At 67.9% G+C, this 17,580-nt stretch carries 15 protein-coding genes; 4 read left to right on the top strand and 11 right to left on the bottom strand.

The window, feature by feature from the left end; all coding sequences use genetic code 11:
- The first annotated feature begins 107 nt into the window (after positions 1 to 107).
- Positions 108 to 1,736 (top strand): cation:proton antiporter family protein, encoded by a 1,629-nt coding sequence (locus QZ607_RS12070; protein ID WP_295882893.1) that lies wholly within the window; start codon positions 108 to 110, stop codon positions 1,734 to 1,736.
- Between the two features lie 655 nt (positions 1,737 to 2,391).
- Positions 2,392 to 2,928, top strand: a complete 537-nt coding sequence (locus QZ607_RS12065) for a hypothetical protein (protein WP_295882892.1) — start codon at positions 2,392 to 2,394, stop codon at positions 2,926 to 2,928.
- Between the two features lie 72 nt (positions 2,929 to 3,000).
- On the opposite strand, the gene fdxB is transcribed toward QZ607_RS12065, so the two are convergent.
- From fdxB to nifE, 7 genes are all read right to left on the bottom strand, one after another.
- Complete coding sequence (fdxB, locus tag QZ607_RS12060; protein WP_295882890.1) at positions 3,001 to 3,309, bottom strand: ferredoxin III, nif-specific; 309 nt, start codon at positions 3,307 to 3,309, stop codon at positions 3,001 to 3,003.
- Positions 3,310 to 3,377: 68 nt separating this feature from the next.
- Complete coding sequence (locus QZ607_RS12055; protein WP_295882889.1) at positions 3,378 to 3,590, bottom strand: CCE_0567 family metalloprotein; 213 nt, start codon at positions 3,588 to 3,590, stop codon at positions 3,378 to 3,380.
- A 146-nt stretch (positions 3,591 to 3,736) separates the two neighbouring features.
- The gene (locus QZ607_RS12050) at positions 3,737 to 4,213 is read right to left on the bottom strand and encodes a NifX-associated nitrogen fixation protein (RefSeq protein ID WP_295882888.1); all 477 of its coding nucleotides are present in this window, start codon (positions 4,211 to 4,213) and stop codon (positions 3,737 to 3,739) included.
- Positions 4,214 to 4,375: 162 nt separating this feature from the next.
- On the bottom strand, positions 4,376 to 4,858 hold the full coding sequence (locus QZ607_RS12045; RefSeq protein WP_295882887.1) for a SoxR reducing system RseC family protein: 483 nt from the start codon (positions 4,856 to 4,858) through the stop codon (positions 4,376 to 4,378).
- A gap of 149 nt (positions 4,859 to 5,007) precedes the next feature.
- Positions 5,008 to 5,517, bottom strand: a complete 510-nt coding sequence (locus QZ607_RS12040; RefSeq protein ID WP_295882886.1) for a NifB/NifX family molybdenum-iron cluster-binding protein — start codon at positions 5,515 to 5,517, stop codon at positions 5,008 to 5,010.
- Between the two features lie 58 nt (positions 5,518 to 5,575).
- Complete coding sequence (gene nifN, locus QZ607_RS12035) at positions 5,576 to 7,021, bottom strand: nitrogenase iron-molybdenum cofactor biosynthesis protein NifN (protein ID WP_295882885.1); 1,446 nt, start codon at positions 7,019 to 7,021, stop codon at positions 5,576 to 5,578.
- Positions 7,014 to 8,495, bottom strand: coding sequence for a nitrogenase iron-molybdenum cofactor biosynthesis protein NifE (gene nifE / locus QZ607_RS12030; protein ID WP_295882884.1), 1,482 nt, complete (start codon positions 8,493 to 8,495; stop codon positions 7,014 to 7,016). The genes nifN and nifE overlap by 8 nt, the downstream gene beginning before the upstream one ends.
- A 610-nt stretch (positions 8,496 to 9,105) precedes the next feature.
- On the opposite strand from nifE, the gene QZ607_RS12025 reads away from it, so the two are divergent.
- On the top strand, positions 9,106 to 9,975 hold the full coding sequence (locus QZ607_RS12025; RefSeq protein ID WP_295882883.1) for an SIR2 family protein: 870 nt from the start codon (positions 9,106 to 9,108) through the stop codon (positions 9,973 to 9,975).
- A gap of 251 nt (positions 9,976 to 10,226) precedes the next feature.
- On the opposite strand, the gene glgA is transcribed toward QZ607_RS12025, so the two are convergent.
- Positions 10,227 to 11,750, bottom strand: coding sequence for a glycogen synthase GlgA (gene glgA, locus QZ607_RS12020; protein ID WP_295882882.1), 1,524 nt, complete (start codon positions 11,748 to 11,750; stop codon positions 10,227 to 10,229).
- Between the two features lie 316 nt (positions 11,751 to 12,066).
- On the opposite strand from glgA, the gene zwf reads away from it, so the two are divergent.
- The gene (gene zwf, locus QZ607_RS12015) at positions 12,067 to 13,563 is read left to right on the top strand and encodes a glucose-6-phosphate dehydrogenase (RefSeq protein ID WP_295882881.1); all 1,497 of its coding nucleotides are present in this window, start codon (positions 12,067 to 12,069) and stop codon (positions 13,561 to 13,563) included.
- A 114-nt stretch (positions 13,564 to 13,677) separates the two neighbouring features.
- Here zwf and QZ607_RS12010 read toward each other — a convergent pair whose 3' ends face one another.
- The 3 genes from QZ607_RS12010 to QZ607_RS12000 all read right to left on the bottom strand — a co-directional run bounded on the left by QZ607_RS12010 (position 13,678) and on the right by QZ607_RS12000 (position 17,442).
- Positions 13,678 to 14,811 (bottom strand): alkene reductase, encoded by a 1,134-nt coding sequence (locus QZ607_RS12010; protein ID WP_295882880.1) that lies wholly within the window; start codon positions 14,809 to 14,811, stop codon positions 13,678 to 13,680.
- A 559-nt stretch (positions 14,812 to 15,370) separates the two neighbouring features.
- Positions 15,371 to 15,847, bottom strand: coding sequence for a hydrogenase maturation protease (locus QZ607_RS12005; protein ID WP_295882879.1), 477 nt, complete (start codon positions 15,845 to 15,847; stop codon positions 15,371 to 15,373).
- Positions 15,848 to 16,011: 164 nt separating this feature from the next.
- The gene (locus tag QZ607_RS12000) at positions 16,012 to 17,442 is read right to left on the bottom strand and encodes a Ni/Fe hydrogenase subunit alpha (protein WP_295882878.1); all 1,431 of its coding nucleotides are present in this window, start codon (positions 17,440 to 17,442) and stop codon (positions 16,012 to 16,014) included.
- Between the last annotated feature and the right edge of the window lie 138 nt (positions 17,443 to 17,580).

Below are 17,580 nucleotides of genomic sequence, written 5' to 3'. Positions count from 1 at the left end.
CGAATCGGCATAGGTCGTGCTTTGCGTCAATTCGGCCTGTAGCATGCGCCCGGCAGCGCTCGTTGGGGTGCGGCGGCCTCACTCGTGTTCAACCCGGAGCTCCCTCGATGTTCGACGCCATCACCTGGCTCGCGGTGGCCTTCGCCGCCGGTGTTCTCGCCAAGCAGTACGGACTGCCGCCGCTGGTGGGCTATCTGGTGGCGGGCTTTGTGCTGAATGGACTGGGCGCCGAAGAGGGGCCGGTCATCGCGGCACTGTCGGAGCTCGGTGTTACGCTGCTGCTCTTCACCATCGGCCTCAAGCTCAAGCTGAAGAGCCTTGCGGCGCCGCAGGTGTGGGGGGTCGCCCTGGTGCACATGGTGGGCATCGTCGCCGTGCTGGTGCCGCTGCTGCTCGCCGAAGGGGGGCTCGGCGTGCCCTACCTCGCGGGGCTGGACCTGGGGCCGGCGCTGGTGCTGGCCTTTGCGCTCAGCTTCTCCAGCACTGTGTTCGCGGTGAAGGTGCTGGAGGACAAGGGCGAAATGACCGCCCTCTACGGCACCATCGCCATCGGCATCCTGATCATGCAGGATCTGGCGGCGGTGCTCTTTCTCGTGTTCTCCGCCGGCAAGGTGCCCTCGCCCTGGGCGGTGCTGCTGCTCGGGCTCTTCTTCGCCCGCCCGGTGCTGGACTGGCTGCTGGAGCGTGCGGGTCATGGCGAGCTGCTGCTGCTGTTCGGACTGACGCTGGGCCTGGGCGGCGCGGAGCTGTTCAAGCTGTTCGACGTCAAGGGCGATCTGGGCGCGCTGCTGCTCGGCGTCTTGGTGGCCTCGCACCCGAAGTCCGGCGAGCTCGCCAAGGCGCTGCTGGGGCTCAAGGACCTTTTTCTGGTGGGGTTCTTCTTGAGCATCGGGCTCGCGGCGACGCCGAGCCTGGACATGGCGCCCGCCGTGATCCTGCTGCTGGTGGCGCTGCCGCTCAAGGGGTTTCTGTTCGAGCAGCTGCTGCTGGCCTTCCGGCTGCGCGCCCGCACCGCCCTGCTGGGCGCGCTGGCGCTGTTCAATTACAGCGAGTTCGGCCTCATCGTCGCCGCCGTCGCCGCGAAGAACGGCTGGCTGTCGGAGGACTGGCTCGCCGTCGTCGCCATCACCCTGGCGCTGTCCTTCGTCATCGCGGCACCGCTCAACAGCCAGTCCCATGTGATCTACGAGCTCTTCAGCCGCCGGCTGCGCCGCCAGGAGCGTCGGCAGCGCATCCCGGCGGAGCTTGAGATCGACCCGGGGGATGCGAATGCGATGATCGTCGGCATGGGCCGCATCGGTGGTGGCGCCTATGACTTCCTGGTGCGGGAGCGGGGGCTCAAGCCGGTGGGCATCGACGCCGACCCGGACGCGGTGGCCAAGCAGAAGGCCGCCGGGCGCAACGTCGTTCAGGGCTCGGCCACGGACGCCGACTTCTGGCATCGCCTGCACCTGGACGACGGCCATATCAAGCTGGTGCTGCTGGCCATGCCCCAGGCATCCGAGAACGTCTTCGCGGCCGAGCACCTGCTGAAGGAGGGGTTCGAGGGCACCATGGGTGCCATTGCCAAGTTCCCGGACGACGAGGCGGCGCTGCGCGCGGCGGGCGTGCACCAGGTGTTCAATCTGTACGCGGAGGCGGGGGCCGGCCTGGCGCAGCATGTCTGCGCCGAGGCCACGCCGGTGCCCGACGGCGGTGCGTTGAGCAAAACGCAGGCACCGGCCTCCGGGCGCTGACGCCGTTCTGCGGGCGCCGAGCCCGAGCCGGCGGACGCTCAGCCGCCAGGGACGTTGCAGCGGACAAAAAAAAGCGGCCAATGTTGGCCGCCAAAGGACGCACAGCTAGGGACCGGTGACGCTGTCTGTCGATTCGCCTGAGCGCTCGACCCTTGTCGGGTCAAGATCTCTTGGACAGACAGCGCGGTGAAGATTGGGCGCGGTATTTCGAGATGATCTGTGTTTCGGAGTCCTCTCACGTACTTTGCCCGGGAGCCGCCGGATTGGGTCACGCCTTGATCGCGGCGAAACGGTGAAGTCGGTGTCCGGCAGGCCCTCGTAAACTGTGGTTAAAGGTTAGTCCGACGTGGCGGAAAACGGGAACCCTGCTCATCGGTCGCGACGGCACGTCTGTCGGTGCTGCCCTGGACGCCCCGCGACAGGCGTCACGCGCAGTTGCAAGCATGCAGCATGGTCCCCCGCATTGCTGTGACAGGCTTCCTGAGTTGCTGCGCCGCGGCGATGTTCAGCGGTGTTAGCATGCGCGCCGACCGACCCGGGCGCGTGCTGCCGCAGCTCCCGGCGCGGCGCAACGGCGGCCCGGCGACTTCGGCCGGGCGGATGACCAGATCTCTTTGGTGCCGGATGGTCGGCGATGCAGTTCCGGGGGGAGAGCATGTTCAAGCAGGTCAAGGCGGCGGTGGAAGGGCTGTTCGGACTCGGGCCCAAGAAAAGGCCACAGCGGGAGGCTGCCGCCGGTTCGCCGGCTGCCGATGGCGACAGCGCAGCAGCGGCGCCGCGGGCGGCCCCCACTGCACCGGCGGCGCCTGAGCGGGCTCCGGGGCGGGCTCCGGAGCCGACTCCTGAGCCGACGACCCCGGAGCCGACTCCAGCGCCGGTGCCGGCGGCTGCATCCGCTGCCGCCGACGCCGGGACGGCGTCTCATGGCGATGCACCGGCATCGGCTGCCAAGAAGGCTTCAGCCAAGAAGGCGGCTGCGAAGAGGACGGCCGCGAACAAGACCGCCACCAAGAAGGCAGCGGCTCAGAAGGCGCCCGCGAAGAAGGCAGCCACGAAGAAGGCCCCCGCCAAGAAGACCGCAGCGAAGAAGGCCGTCGCCAAGACCACGGCCGCCGCAAAGAAGACCGCCGGCAAGAAGACCGCCGCCAAGAAGACGGCGGCGCAGCAGGCCGAGTCCGAGGGCGACGCCTGAGGCCTGGTGCGACCCCCGGCGGGGCAGGTGCTCGACAGCCTCGACCGACGGGGTAGGCTGCGCCCTGTCGGTCTAGGCCGCCATGGCCACCGGCTCGTGCGTGAGACAGTTCTTGGGACAGACGCGCGAACAGGACTCGCAGCCGATGCAGTCCATGACGTTCTTCAGGTTCATGACCATGCCGGGAGCTTCGTCGAAGTCGTCGTCGAAGTCGTCATCGTCATCCAGCTCCAGGTCGTCCCGGTCGATGAGCTCGAAGACGTCCCGCGGGCACACCTTGAAGCAGCGCCCGCATCCGATGCAGTTGGCTTGATTGAGTGACGTCACGAAGGCGGGCGTCCACTCGACGCCGCCGCGGGTCAGGCCGGTGATGGTACTCATGTCGCTCTCCGGTGATGGGCTTGGGGCGGCGTCGGTCGGGTCGGCCGGTATTGCCGCGATTTCGGGGTTCAGGTGGTGGCTTCGGCGGCCTTCAGCTTGGCGCTGGCCTCCGCCCAGGCCTGGCAGGCGTCGTACGTGGCCTGCGCCGTGGCCGGAATCTCCTCGTAGGCCGCCGGCAAGCGGTCCTCCACCAGATCGTGCAGCTCACTGGCACGCTCGCTGGCGATGCGCTTGGCCTTCTTCACGGCCTTCTCCAGGGCTTTCAGGTCTTCGTCGGTCATGGTCGATTTGCTCCAGTAGCTAGTGGCCAGCGGCTGGCGGCTGGCGGCAGGGGACTGGCGCTGAGCATTCGCCGTGCACTTTTGCACTCCTGCACCCGGCTCATGCGCCAAGCAACCGCACGATGCACCGCGCACTTTGCACCCTTCTACAGGCCCGCCACGTCCGAATGCTCCCCCACCAGCTCGATGGCCACGGACAGATACTTGTCCGCCTCGTCCTTCATCTTGCCGAGGCTCGCGAAGCCGAAGCGGTGCACGTCGCGCAGGCTGCGGTCCAGCACCACGAGCTTGCCGACGGTGATGAGCACGCGGCCGAAGCCCTCGTGGGTCAGGTTCACCAGCGGCACGGCCATCAGGCCGCATTCCTGCTCGATGAGCGCCGCGATGGCGTTGTAGAAGACCTTGATGCGGGCGATGACGATCTCGTCCGGATCACCGACGATGGGCAGCTCGCGCTTCTCCTCCTTGGTGAGGATGAAGGGCTCCAGGATCTCCGCCGCGGACTGGTTGTCGGTGGTGCCGTAGGCGTCGATGGCGCGCATCTGGCGCACCATCTCCTGGCCGAAAGCGGTTTCGAGGACGGGGTCGTCTTGGGCGATCTTGGGGGTGGCTGTCATCGTCATGGCTGTCTCAGGTCTCCTGTGGGTCTGTGGTGCAGATTGCGTGTTGCGCGAATGGTGTGCAGAAGTGCAGGAAGCGCATCAGTGCAGCGAGCGTCATCGCAGGCCGGGTGCAGCGCGGCAGCTCTCCATCCCACTGTTGCACTCTTGCACGCTCCCCGTAGATCACCCCGCCACCGTCGGATGCATTGGCTCGATGGTGACGCTGGCAGTGCTCGTGGCGCGGCGCAGCAGCACGGGCCGGAAGCGCGCCCGCGCGCCGCTGCCGCCGGTGATGAGTCCGGCGAGCCAGAGCCCGGCGAGCAGGCCGCCCAGGCCGCTCGCGGCGCCGGCGACATCGCCCAGGCCCGCGGCCTCGGCACCGCCGGCGGCGGCCACCAGGGCCAGCAGCGGCAGCAGATAGGCGGCCAGCGACGCCCGCACCAGGAGCGGACTGCGGATGCCGATGACCACACGGTCGCCGGCGGCGAGGTTCAGATGGTCGATGATCCGCAGCCGCGTGGCACTGCCGTTGCCGAACAGCTTCGCAACGGTGGCGGTGCCGCAGCTCGCGCCGTGCCCGCAGCCGGAGCAGCTGCTGCGCCGCGGCACCTCCACGAGCGCGGCGCCGTCAGCGACGGCAACGACGGAGGCTTCTTGCTCGATCATTATCTAAAAGTTGTCGTCCGGTTCGTTCACGTAGGTCCTTGAGCAGGGCGGAGGTCAGGGTTCGCGTGATGCCCTCAGCCCTCAGCCCAGGACGGCGGATGCGCTGCGCTTATCCGCCCTACCGGGCTTCAAGCTTCTCAGTTCAAGCTTCATTCGCTCCAGCCCTCCGCCTCCATCGCATCGAACCGGTCCGCACGGCTCGGTGCGCGCCGCTCCATCGCCCGGGCCAGCCAGGCGCTCGGCCCCTCGCGCAGCTCCTGCTGCAGCTCCCGCAGCAGGCCGCTGATGAGCGTCTCCGGGGCGACCTTGATGGGCTGGATGCCGCGGGTCTTGAGCTGGCCGATGGCGGAGGCGCCCACGGCCTGGCAGTAAACGGCGACACAGTCGGCGAGGGCGTCGATTTTGGCGGCGAGCTTGTCCTCGTTGCCGTCCATGTCGAGGCGGCCGAACTGGGCGGCTTCCATCAGCTCACCGCGGTGCGGTCCGACGCGGTAGATGACGAAGCCCTCGGCGGCGCCGAAGTGCTGGTCCACGTGCTTGCGGTCGGCGCTGGCGAAGGCCACGCACACCTGCTCGTCCGCGTGGTCGGCGCCGACGCCGGCCTCTTGGGCGGGTGTTGTGCCGCCGTCGATGATCCTGAGCTTGCGTTCGAAGGTCATGGTCGTCTCCGCGCTGCCGGTTCGTCGGTGATCAGCCGATTGCTTGGCCGGTCGCTCGTCAGGCTGCGGCGGTGGCACCGCGCTCGGCGTCCGGCCACTGTTTGAGGCTGGAGCGGTAGGCGTGGATCTCGCCCTTGTGCAGCCCGAGCAGGATATTGGCCAGCTCGAACAGGGTCGCGCGGGTGCCGGTGTAGCCGATCCACTGGCGCTGATAGCCGCCCAGGATGTCGAACTGCGGGAACCCGGCCCGCAGCAGCGGGATACCCAGGCGCTCGGCGGTGTGCACGCCGTGGCTGTTGGTGATGAGCACTTCGGCGCCGTTCGCCCGGGCCAGCTGCTCCAGGTCTTCGAGGTCGCCGATCTTCACGGAGCCCGCCGCCACCTGTTTCAGCGTCGGGCCGTTGGTGGGCGCGACGGCGGCCACGGTCTCGGCGCCCATGGCGGCCAGCAGCTGGGTCAGTGCGGCCAGCAGGTCGCCGTCGCCGGCCACCGCGAAGCGCGCCTGGCCCAAGGAGAAATGGGCATCCAGCATGGCGTCCTGCAGCTGGCTGCGCTGGCGGGTGATACGGTCCGGCACCGGCTCGGCGCTGATCTCGGCGAGGGTCGTGATGAAGGCGTCCATGGCCTCCATGCCCATCAGGTGCGCGAAGCGATGGTCCGGCACGCCGGTGCGGGCGGCCAGCGCGTCCGCGGCGCCGTCCAGGGACTTGCCGATGACCAGGGTCGCCACCGCGTCGCCGAGGTGCGCAAGCTCTTCCAGGCGCGTGCCGCCGATGGTGAGGGCGCTGTAGTCCGTGTCCGCCAGGTGGCCGTCCAGGGAGTCGGAGAGGTCCGGCAACAGCACCGGGCGCAGCCGGAAGCGCTCCAGCAGATCCTTGATGTGCTCCAGGTCGCCCACCGTCAGATGTGCGCCCGCCAGCACGTTCACCTGGCGCCGGCGGCGGCCGGGCCTTGTGCCGGCGACGCTGGCCTTGGGCACCAGGCGCTCGATCATGGCCTTGAGCGCGGCGTTGAAGCCGGATTCCAGGCTGCCGGCGTAGTCCGGCGTGCTCACGGGCACCACGGCGATGTGGTCGTACTCCGGGTGCTTCGCCCGGAACATGGCCACCGCGCGCTCGATGTCGGCGCCCTGGGTCTCCGTGAGCCCGGTGGTGGGCAGGCCGATGAGGTCGGGTGCATGCTTGCCGGCGATGGTGGCGAGCCCCTCCACCACGGCGTCGTCGCTGCCCATGATGGTGCTGACCTGGTCCAGCGCCGTGGTCTGCATCGGCATCGGCTCACGGAAGTGCTGGATGAAGAAGATCTTGCCGAAGGCTGTGCAGCCCTGACTGCCGTGCAGCATGGGCAGGCAGCGGTCCATGCCCAGGAATGCGAGGGTGGCGCCCAGGGTCGAGCTGGCCTTGAGCGGGCTCACCGCCAGGGCCTTGTTGCGCTTGACGATCTCCGGGGGAGTGATTGGGGGAGTGATCGGAGGAGTGATCGGGGGCATGGTCGTCTCAGGCATGGCTGGCGGCCTCTTGCTCCGAGCGCTCCGGCGCAGTGGATTGCGTCGGGGACGGCGCTCCGACGGGGGTGGATGTGGCGTCGGCAGCGGGTGCGGCGCGCACGGCCCAGGGCGGTGCGCTGCGCACGGCGGTCCAGATTGGGCTCTCCACGGTGACGCAGAGCTGTCGCGCCAGCTCCAGCATGCCGTCGTAGCCGGCATAGCCGAATTCGCGCTCCTGGTTGATGTCCAGAAACGGGATGCGGGCCTTGAGCGCCGTGTACATGTTGCGCCCGCCGGCGATCATCACGTCGGCGTCGTAGCGCCGGTAAAGGTCCAGCAGGGAGCGCGGGTTGCCGTCCTCGATCATGGGCGCGTCCTCGCCCATGAGCTCGCGGATGCGGGCCTTGTCGTCCTCGGTGGACTTCTTGGTGCCGGTGGCCACGACCGTCATGCCGAGATCCTGGAGGGCTGACACGACGGACCAGGACTTCACGCCGCCGGTGTAGAGCAGGGCGCGCTTGCCTTGGAGTCGCTCCCGCCAGGGGGCCAGCGCGTCGTGCAGCCGCGCCTCCTCGCGGGCGATGAGGGCCTCGGTGCGCGCGGTGAGTGCCGGGTCGTCGATGAGCCGGGCGAAGTCGCGCAGCGCCTGGGACATGTCCGCGACGCCGTAGAAGCTGCCCTCGAACCAGGGCGTGCCGTAGGTGTCCTTGAGCTGGCGGGCGACGTTGATCATGGCCTTGGAGCAGACCATCATGTTGACGCGCGAGCGATGCATGGTCTGCACCTCTTGGTACCGCGCATCGCCGGAGAGCGTGCACAGGACCCGCAGTCCCAGCTCGTCCAGCAGCGGCAGCACATGCCACAGCTCGCCGGCGATGTTGTACTCGCCGATCAGCGTGATGTCGTGGACCTTGAAGCCGTCGCGCTCGACGCCCGCCGGCACCGGGTCCGGCTCGCGGGTGCCGCAGACTTGGCGGACCATGGTCTCGCCAGCGATGCGGTTACCGAGATTCTTGGTGCCGTAGAAGCCGGCGGCGTCCACGGCAATCACGGGCGTGCCCCAGCGCTCGGTGGCCGCCTTGCAGACGGCACCCACGTCGTCGCCGATGAGCGCCGGCACGCAGGTGTTGTAGACGAACACCGCCGCGGGCTGATAGGTCTCGATGGCCTGCTTGATGCCGTGGAAGAGCCGCTTCTCGCCACGGCCCATGATGACGTCCTGCTCCGTCAGATCCGTGGTCATGCCGAGCTTGAACAGCTCCGGACCCGTGGAGCGGGTGCCGCGGTTGTCCCAGGCGCTGCCGGCGCAGGCGATGGAGCCGTGCACGATGTGCGCGACGTCCACGATGGGCAGCAGTGCGATCTGCGCGCCGTCGAAGGCGCAGCCGCCGGCCGTGGCGCCCGGCTTGGTCTTAGCGCAGCCGGATTTCTCTTTCTTGTTGTGCTCGCAGGCCGGCTCGTCGAGGAGGGCGGCGATGTCTTTCTGCTTCATGCTCGATCCTGCGCGTGGGGTTCGGAGGGCGGAAAGCAGAAGCCGTGCCAGCGCTTTGGCGGGCACCGGGCACAGGTGGGGATGTCACGCTAAGTGTCTGTCTTTGCGGTGGTCCTCGTGACAGGACTGCGCCGGCTGGTGATACGTGGGGCGCCTGTCAGGAATGCGACAAGCCGCAGTGCATGAAGGGTTTGGCACAGGCTTGCCGCGTCGGTCTCGAAGAGGCGCACGCGAAGCCGCGAAGACGCGAGGGAAGACCGACTGAGCGGGGGCCTGGCGGAGGGCTGGAGATCCTGATGGCGCGTTCCATTGGGTCGCCGACCCGGCTCGGGCGTCCTGCCGGGAGCCATTGGCAGGCAGAATAAAGTCTTTTGATAAGAGACGTGTATTCGCACTTTGAGGGCGTATCCGCGGTGCTGATCCAGCCTGCGGACCCGAGGATCTCCATCGCCCTCGCTTCTTCGCGTCTTCTGATCGTCCTCGCGGGGCTTCCTTCGCGCCTTCGCGTGAGACATCTTCCCATTGGTGCGCTGGCGCCGCCCGTCTGGCACCGCTGTTGCTAAGAGGCCCTCGAATAGACCCCGGCCCGACAACGACGGAAGCCCAGCCCATGTCCCTCTCCCTCACCGACCTCGCCCAGGCCGCGCAGCGCGGCGACCTGGTGCCCTACCTCGGCCCCGGCGTGCTCGCCGATGTGCGAGATGCCGACAACGGCGAGCCCATGCCGGCGCAGAGCGACGAGCTCATCATCGCCATGAACAATGGCCGGCCCATGGCGCCGAAGCTCATGTGGGAGTTCCCGCGCGCGGCCATGAACGTCGAGCTCAAGCGCGGTCGCAGCGCCGTGAACCGGTTTCTGGACCAGCTCTACGGCCAGCGGCAATGGACCCGTGCCGCACTGCACGACTGGCTCGCCGCCGCGGCGCCGGGCTATATCATCGACATCAACCGCGACACCCAGCTCCAGGACTCCTTCGCGGATCGCGAGCATCTGCTGATCCGCGGCATCGCCCGGGTGGGCGGCACCGACTACCGCTTCAAGCTGCACACCTACGACGGCGAGGCCTACCGGGAGATCGACCAGTCCAGCGCCGACCCGCGGCTGCCCATCCTGTTCAAGCCGCTCGGCAGCCCGCGACCCGATCCCACCTACATCGCCTCCGACGCGGACTTCGTGGACTACCTCACCGAGCTCATGGGCGGCTTCGGCCTGCCGAAGTTTCTGAAGGAGCATCGTGTGGGGCGGCAGTACCTGTTCCTGGGGCTGCGCTTCACCCGCGACACCGAGCGCATGGTGATGTCCGACATCATCTACGCCGCCGGCGAGCCGGCAGGCTACGCACTGATACCGGAGCCGACGGAAAAGGAGCTGCGCTTCTGCGACAAGAAGGGCATCGAGGTCATCGAGGCAGATGTGGCGGACCTGCTCAGCGCCGCCGGCGCTGCCGACGAGGGACTGGTGCTAAACGGCGCCTCGTGATGCGGCACTGATGCGGCGACAGTATACTGAGCCGCGAGCGAGATCCAGCGAGAATAAGGGGGCAAGAACAAGGGGACAGTACACGGAATAACAAGCCCCAGGCCAGGGCTGCAAGTTCAGTATACCGTCACCGTTGAAGTTAGGTATACCGTCCCCGTTTTTGGTCCCCGGTTTTGAGGGGTCGCGACGTCGGCCCCGGCGTGCTCGTCGATGGGCGTGATGCCGTCAACGGCGAGCCCATGCTGCCGCCTTTACGCCATCGCCGCTTGGTGCAAGCTGGTGCGGGCGGCGATGGCCTCGCTGTAGAAGTCCGCGTAGTGGCGGGCGCTCGCCTGCCAGCTCAGGTCCTGGCGCATGCCGGCGAGCATCAGGGCGCGCCATTGACCGCGCTGCTCGCGGTGCATGCGCAGTGCTTTCTCCACCGCGTACCAAAGGCCGTCGGCGTTCGGATCGTTGAACAGGAAGCCGTTGGCGGTGCCGGCGGCGAGGGTGGCGTCGCTCGCGTCCACCACGGTGTCTGCGAGGCCGCCGGTGTTGTGCACGATGGGCACGGTGCCGTAGCGCAGGCTGTACATCTGGTTAAGGCCGCAGGGCTCGAAGCGCGAGGGCATCAGGAAGGCGTCGCAGCCGGCCTCGATGAGGTGGGCGCGGATCTCGTCATAGCCCACGTGCACGCTGACCCGCTCCGTGTTGGCGGCGGCCGCCTGCAGGGCCTGCTCCAGGGCGCGGTCGCCGGCGCCCTGCATGACCAGTTGTACCTGCCCGGCCTCCACCAGCCGCGGCAGGATGTCGATGATGAGGTCTACGCCCTTCTGCTCCACCAGCCGTCCGACGTGGCCAAGCACGAAGGCGTGCTCGTCCCGCGGCAGGCCGAACAGGGTCTGGAGCTCGCGCTTGTTCTCGGCCTTCAGGTGCACGTGCTCGGCATCATAGCCCTGGGGCAGGGCGGGGTCGTCGGCGGGGTTCCAGACGCGGTAGTCGATGCCGTTCAGGATGCCGCGGAAGCGCCCGCCCAGTTGGCGCAGCAGGCCGTCCAGCCCACAGCCGAAGCGCTGGGTGCGAACCTCGTCGGCGTACTGGGGGCTCACGGTGTTAACGCGGTCGGAGAAGACGATGCCGCCCTTGATGAAGGACATGCGCTGGTGGAATTCGAGCCCGCTCACAGCCCATAGCGCTGGGGGCAGGTGCAGCCGGTCGAAGGTGGCGCGGTCGAACAGGCCCTGATAGGCCAGGTTGTGGATGGTGAAAACCGTCGCCGGGCGCTCGTCCTGCTCTCGCAGCAGCGCCGGCGCAAGCCCCGTCTGCCAGTCGTTGCAGTGCAGGATGTGCGGGCGCCAGTTGAGCGGGGGCAGGCCCATGGCCACATGGGCGACCACGCGGCTGAAAAGCAGGAAGCGCTCGGGATTGTCGCCCCAGTCGCGGCCGCTCACATCGGTGTAGGGGTTGCCCTCGCGGCAGAAGTAGGCGGGGGCATCCACCAGGTACACGGGCAGGTCCCGGTCCGGCAGCAGGCCCCCCAGCAGCTGCACCGTGCCGACGATGCCCGGCATGCGCAGCTCCATCAGGGGCTTGAGCTCGCGCACCAGCTTCTTGGCGCTTGGATACGCCGGCAGGATGAGGCGGGCGTCGTGGCCGAGATCGCGCAGTGCCATCGGCAGGCTCGCGGCGACGTCGCCGAGGCCGCCCGTTTTGACCAGTGGGTGGGCCTCGCTGCTCGCGAACAGCACGCAGTGGCCGGTGCGGCCTGAATCGGATGGGAAGTCGCTGTAGTCCATGGCGGTCGGCGCAATGACTGGGTTGAGTCCGCAGGGCGCTGGCGCGTAGTGAAGACATTCGGGCTGCTGGCCCGGGCTGCGAGGCGCTCCCATCGCCTCACGCGACGGCCGGCAGCCCCGCACCGACGACGCCGTACAGGGTACTGCGCGATGGATCTCCAAGCACCGGCGCAACGGCGGGGCGGGGTATCCAGCCGAGCTTCCGTCCCCTGCACCTATCCATCCGGCGACCTGCGACGACGGCTAGGTTTTGTTCAATGAACCTAGCACAAAGTTCAGGGCTTGTTCGACACGCATTCAAACTGAGGGGGCTTCTATGCACGCATCCTGCACGCTGGTGATCTTCGGCGCCACCGGCAATCTCTCACAAATAAAGCTGTTGCCCGCGCTGTACCAGCTGGAGCGCGGCGGCCACCTGTCCCCAGCCATGCGCATCATCGGCTTCGGGCGCCGGGACTGGTCGGACGACGACTGGCGCGGTGAGGTGCGCGAGACCCTGGACCGGCAGCTGCGCGGGCGCCTTCAGGGCGAGGTGCTGGAGCGGCTGCTGGGGCGGCTTCACTTCGTGGAGGGCGATCTCACCGAGGGTGCAGGCTTCGAGCGGCTAGCGCAACGCCTGTCCAACGAGCGTCAGGGCGGCGATGCCGATGACGGCTTCTCGCCGAACCTCGTGTTCTATCTGGCCATTGCGCCTGCGTTCTATGGCGAGGTGGCGGATCGGCTGGCGGCGCAGGGTCTGAACCGCCCGGAGCACGGCTGTGCGCGCCTGGTGGTGGAGAAGCCCTTCGGCTATGACCTGGAGAGCGCGGAAATTCTGGATGAGCAGCTGCAGCGTCACTTCAGCGAGGCGCAGATCTACCGGATCGACCATTACCTGGGCAAGAGCACGGTGCAGAACGTGCTGGTGTTCCGCTTCGCGAACCTGCTGCTGGAGCCCCTGTGGAACCGCAACTACATCGACCACGTCCAGATCACCCATGCCGAGGCCAAGGGCATCGGCGGCCGCGCCGGCTTCTATGACGGCGTCGGCGCCCTGCGGGACATGATCCAGAGCCATCTCCTGCAGATGCTGACCCTGGTGGCCATGGAGCCGCCGCCGAGCATGGATGCCGAGGCCCTGCGCGATGAAAAGGTCAAGGTGCTGCGCTCCATCCGGCCCATCCCCCGGCAGGCGGTGCATGCGCAGGCCTTCCGCGCGCAGTACCGCGCCGGCGAGAGCGATGGGGCCAGAGTGCCGGGCTACCTGGAGGAAGACGGCGTGGACCCGCGCAGCAGCACGGAGACCTACGCCGCGCTCAAGCTCTACATCGACAACTGGCGCTGGCGGGGCGTGCCCTTTTACCTGCGCACGGGCAAGCGGCTCGGCGCGTCGCACTCGCTCATCGCCATCCGCTTCCGGCATCCGCCGCAGCAGCTGTTCAGCGACACCCCCATCGAGCAGCTGAAGCCCAACTGGCTGCTGCTCAACATCCAGCCCAACGAGTGCATGCGCTTCGAGCTCCTGGTGAAGCAGCCGGGGCTCACCATGCGCACCCAGACCGAGCGCCTGGACGCCAGCACCTGCTCCATCGGCCGTGACCAGATCGACGCCTACGAGGCGCTGATCCTGGACGTGCTGTCAGGGGATCATTCGCTGTTCCTGCGCGCCGACGAAGTCGAGCATGCCTGGGGGGTGGTGGACCCGGTGCTCAAGCTCTGGGCCATCGAGCGCGACTACATCCACACCTACGAGGCGGGCAGCTGGGGGCCGACTGAGGCCAACCGGCTGTTCGACAAGGAGGACCAGGACTGGCGCAACGGGCTGGATGAATGACACGGCCCGCGTCGACTGGAAGTGGGTGTCCCTGAATGCAGAAGGGGACAGTACACTGAACAATAAGCCCTAGGGCAGGTTCACAAGTTCAGTATACTGTCCCCGTTTTTGGGGCTATGACGGATCAGTCGCCGAGCCGAGGGTGGGATAGTCCGTGTAGCCCTCGGCGCCGCCGCCGTAGAAGGTGGCCGGGTCCGGGTCGTTGTACGGGCCGTTCTGCCGGATGCGCGCGGGCAGGTCCGGGTTGGCGAGGTAGAGGCGGCCGAAGGCGATGCAGTCGCCGTCGCCGTTCTCGATGGCCTGGCGGGCGCGCTCGGGGGTATAGGCGCCGTTCAGCATCACCACGCCGTCGAACTTCGTGCGGGTGAAGGGCAGGATCGCCTCCATCTTGGGCGCGGCGCCGCGCATGACGTCGGTGTCGGCCACATGCAGGTAGGCGATGCCACGCTTGCCCAGGTGCTCGGAGACATAGCCGAAGGTCTCTGCCGGGTCGGCGTCGTCGATGCCATTGAGCTTGAACAACGGTGAGATGCGCACGCCGACGCGCCCGGCGGGCACCTCGCCCAGCACCGCGTCCATCACGTCGAACAGCATGCGTGCGCGGTTGGGAAGGCTGCCGCCGTAAGCATCGGTGCGCTGGTTGGTGTTGCTGGCGAGGAACTGATGCAGCAGGTAGCCGTTGGCGCTGTGCACCTCCACGCCGTCGAAGCCCGCCGCCATGGCGTTGCGGGTGGCCGTCGCATAGTCCTCGATGGTGGCATCGATGTCCGCCTGGGTCATGGCCTTGGGCGGCGAGACGGGCCTGAGGCCGCCCTTGCCCTCGTCGTCCACGTAGAACACCTGGCATTGGTCGCAGTGGATGGCTGAGGGCGCCATGGGCGGCGTGCCCGGGTGCAGGGCCTCGTGGGACATGCGCCCGCAGTGCCAGAGCTGCAGCAACATCTGGCCGCCGGCGGCGTGCACGGCCTCGGTAACCAGCCGCCAGCCGGCGATCTGCTCTTCGGTGAAGATGCCCGGGGTGAGCGCATAGCCCATGGCGACCTGGGAGATGTTCGTCGCCTCCGAGACGATGAGCCCGGCGCCCGCGCGCTGGGCGTAGTACTCGGCGTTCATGGGGCCGGGGACATTGCCCGGCTGCCGTGCCCGGGAGCGGGTCAGGGGCCCGAGGACGATGCGGTTCGGCAGGTGCAGCTCGCCGGCTTGAAGGGGCTTGAAGAGCGGATCATCGCTGGTTTGTGTGTCGGTCATGGTCGTGCCTCCACGAGGCTTGTCTGCTGTCGATAAGCAAACGCTCATGATCGCAGATCCGGCCTTGCGGCGGGGTCACAACAGCCTTGCGCCACGAGAATCCAGCACAATAACGGGGACGGTATATGAAACTTGAGCGTTTCATGCTGTGCAAAGGCCGCACTCCGGGGGCGCCGACTTTCAGTCGGCGGCTTGGAGGAACGGAGGCGGTCTGTTCGACTTGTTGCATTTCAGCGCTGGGAGGCGGCCGCGTGGGCGTTGGGCCGAGTGAAACTCGGCGCCCCCAGGTTGGGCCGAGTGGAACTCGGCGCTCCCAGGCGTTGGGCCGAGTGGAACTCGGCGTCCCCAGGTTGGGCCGAGTGGAACTCGGCGTCCCCAGGTTGGGCCGAGTGAAACTCGGCGCTCCCAGGTTGGGCCGAGTGAAACTCGGCGTCCCCAGGTTGGGCCGAGTGAAGCTCGGGGCTCCCAGGCGGCACTGCAGCGCTGATGCTGGGACCGGGGACAGCAGTGGGGACGGTTGCTTGCGCGCTTGCGCTCGCGCCCGGATTCGCCGCTGTGCTCAGTGGGCTGTCGCTGCGGTTGCGCGGTTGCAGAGGTCGCGCACCGCATGGATGGCGCTCGGCAGCGCCGCCTGCACCGATGGGCTCAGGTCGAAGTGCCCGTAGTCCCAGGCGGCGCCGCCCACGGAGACGAGCCAGGCCTCCGGGGCGCTGCCGTAGAGCCCCTCGCACCAGGCGAGCAGCTCCCGCGGGTCGTGGAAGTGGGCCATGGTGGAAAGGGCGGTGGGGTCCGGCTTCAGGGGCAGCGTGCGCACTTCTCCGGCCGGCGTGTCGGCGGCGGCGTCGATGAAGATCACCCGCCCGGCCTGCTTCAGATCAGCGACGATCTCGGCCGTCAGGATGTGGCGGGCCTGGACTTGCGTGCCAGCCGGCCAGTGGCCCAGGGCGAGCTGCTCGGCGATGCGATCCGCGAGCAGCGGCCCCACGGCGTCATCGCCGCGGATGGGGCTGCCGTAGCCGATGATGAGGGTGTGCATGGGAAGTACGGAGTGCGGAGTACGGGGTACGGAGTACGGTGAAGGAGCCGGCGGGGTCTTCACCGCGGTCCGGGCTGCCCTCAGCGAAGCTGAGTGTGTCGCACGGCGCGCCGAGCCCTTCAGGTGGCCCCGTACTGCGTACCTCGTACTCCGTACTCTCCGCGTCAGTCGCGCGTCAGACGGCGCACGACCTCTCCAGCCGAATTCGTCAGCTCAACGACCATCGGCATCTGCCCGAACGCATGGGAGGCGCAGGACAGGCAGGGGTCGAAGCAGCGGATGACGGCCTCGACGCGGTTCAGCATGCCCTCTTTCACGTCCGTGCCGTCCACATAGGCATCGGCGACTTCCTTGATGCTGCGATTCATGGCCAGGTTGTTGTGGCCGGTGGCGATGATGAGGTCCACCCAGGTGATGAGCCCGGCCTCGTCGATCTTGTAGTGGTGCATCAGGGTGCCGCGGGGGGCCTCCGAGACGCCGAGGCCTTCGCTTCTGTTGCCGCGGGCCCGGGCGCGCACGCGGGTGTCCAGGATATCCGGGTCCTTCAGCAGCCGCTGCATGCTCTCGATGGCGAAGAGGATCTCCACCAGCCGGGCGTAGTGATAGTGGAAGCTGGAGGTGATGGGGCCTGAGTCTTCCTGAAGCGTGCGGAACTCGGCCAGCGCCACGTCGGCGAATGGGGTGCCGCAGGCGTCGGCGTTGTTGAGGCGGGCGAGGGGACCCACGCGGTAGATCCCCCTGGGATAGCCGAGCGGCTTGTAGTACGGGAACTTCATGTAGCTGAAGTCCTCGACGGCCTCGCCGATGATGCGCGGATAGTCGCGCGGCGGCACCTTGTCCTCGACGATGCGGCCCGCCGCGTCTTTGAGCCGCAGGAAGCCGTCGTAGTGCTCCAGGTGGCCCTGGGGTGAGACCAGGCTCAGGAACATGGTCTTCATGGTGCCGAAGTGGCTGGCCTCGTCCTTGAACTTGGGCACCAGGGTCTTGAAGAAGGCGTAGGTGTCCTTGGCGATGGTGAGCGCCTCGGGCAGCATCGCCAGCATGGCGTCGCGCTTCTCCACCGAGAGCGCCTCGTTGACGCCGCCCGGCACCACCCAGGTGGGGTGGATCTTCTTGCCGCCCAGGGTCTCGATGATGGTCTGGCCCACCTGCCGCAGCCGGATGCCGTTTTTGGCGAGCTGCGGGTCGGCGCGCATGACGCCGAAGATGTTCCGATCCCTGGGGTCGGAGTCCCAGCCCAGCAGCAGGTCCGGCGAGCTCAGGTGAAAGAAGCTCAGGGCGTGGCTTTGCAGGATCTGGGCTAGGTTCATGACCCGCCTGAGCTTCTCTGCCGTCGGCGGGATGGTCACCGCGAGCAGGTCGTCGCAGGCCTTGTTCGAGGCCAGCAGATGACTCACGGGGCAGATGCCGCAGGTGCGTGCCGTGAGCGCCGGCATCTCGCGGTAGGGGCGGCCCTCGCAGAATTTCTCGAAACCGCGGAACTGGGTCAGGTGGAACTTGGCGTCTTCCACCTCGCCGGTGTCGGCGAGCTGCAGCGTGATGCGGGCATGCCCTTCGATGCGGGTGACCGGTTCGATGCTGATGGTGCGGCTCATGGTGCTGGGCCCAATGGCTGTTCAGGAACGAGGATGTGATAACGGGCGAGCGCTGGTGGCGGCTCAGAGGTTGTGAAAAATCTGCCGGCCGTCGCGAGGGCGTCTCCGGGCGTGCCAGGCAAGGCGCAGGGAGCCGAA

It is taken from the genome of uncultured Thiohalocapsa sp. (assembly GCF_913063425.1).
In the GTDB taxonomy this organism is placed as follows: domain Bacteria; phylum Pseudomonadota; class Gammaproteobacteria; order Chromatiales; family Chromatiaceae; genus Thiohalocapsa.
Note: the sequence above shows the minus strand (reverse complement) of the source record. Positions and strands in the feature narration are given on the sequence as shown.

Excerpts from the sequence above, each read along its gene's own strand:
- nifE (WP_295882884.1), bottom strand. The coding sequence starts at position 8,495 with ATGAAGCAGAAAGACATCGCCGCCCTCCTCGACGAGCCGGCCTGCGAG.
- QZ607_RS12040 (WP_295882886.1), bottom strand. The coding sequence starts at position 5,517 with ATGACCTTCGAACGCAAGCTCAGGATCATCGACGGCGGCACAACACCC.
- QZ607_RS12050 (WP_295882888.1), bottom strand. The coding sequence starts at position 4,213 with ATGACGATGACAGCCACCCCCAAGATCGCCCAAGACGACCCCGTCCTC.
- fdxB (WP_295882890.1), bottom strand. The coding sequence starts at position 3,309 with ATGAGTACCATCACCGGCCTGACCCGCGGCGGCGTCGAGTGGACGCCC.
- QZ607_RS12000 (WP_295882878.1), bottom strand. The coding sequence starts at position 17,442 with ATGAGCCGCACCATCAGCATCGAACCGGTCACCCGCATCGAAGGGCAT.
- QZ607_RS12070 (WP_295882893.1), top strand. The coding sequence starts at position 108 with ATGTTCGACGCCATCACCTGGCTCGCGGTGGCCTTCGCCGCCGGTGTT.
- QZ607_RS12055 (WP_295882889.1), bottom strand. The coding sequence starts at position 3,590 with ATGACCGACGAAGACCTGAAAGCCCTGGAGAAGGCCGTGAAGAAGGCC.
- QZ607_RS12025 (WP_295882883.1), top strand. The coding sequence starts at position 9,106 with ATGTCCCTCTCCCTCACCGACCTCGCCCAGGCCGCGCAGCGCGGCGAC.
- QZ607_RS12005 (WP_295882879.1), bottom strand. The coding sequence starts at position 15,847 with ATGCACACCCTCATCATCGGCTACGGCAGCCCCATCCGCGGCGATGAC.
- QZ607_RS12010 (WP_295882880.1), bottom strand. The coding sequence starts at position 14,811 with ATGACCGACACACAAACCAGCGATGATCCGCTCTTCAAGCCCCTTCAA.
- glgA (WP_295882882.1), bottom strand. The coding sequence starts at position 11,750 with ATGGACTACAGCGACTTCCCATCCGATTCAGGCCGCACCGGCCACTGC.
- QZ607_RS12045 (WP_295882887.1), bottom strand. The coding sequence starts at position 4,858 with ATGATCGAGCAAGAAGCCTCCGTCGTTGCCGTCGCTGACGGCGCCGCG.
- zwf (WP_295882881.1), top strand. The coding sequence starts at position 12,067 with ATGCACGCATCCTGCACGCTGGTGATCTTCGGCGCCACCGGCAATCTC.
- nifN (WP_295882885.1), bottom strand. The coding sequence starts at position 7,021 with ATGCCTGAGACGACCATGCCCCCGATCACTCCTCCGATCACTCCCCCA.
- QZ607_RS12065 (WP_295882892.1), top strand. The coding sequence starts at position 2,392 with ATGTTCAAGCAGGTCAAGGCGGCGGTGGAAGGGCTGTTCGGACTCGGG.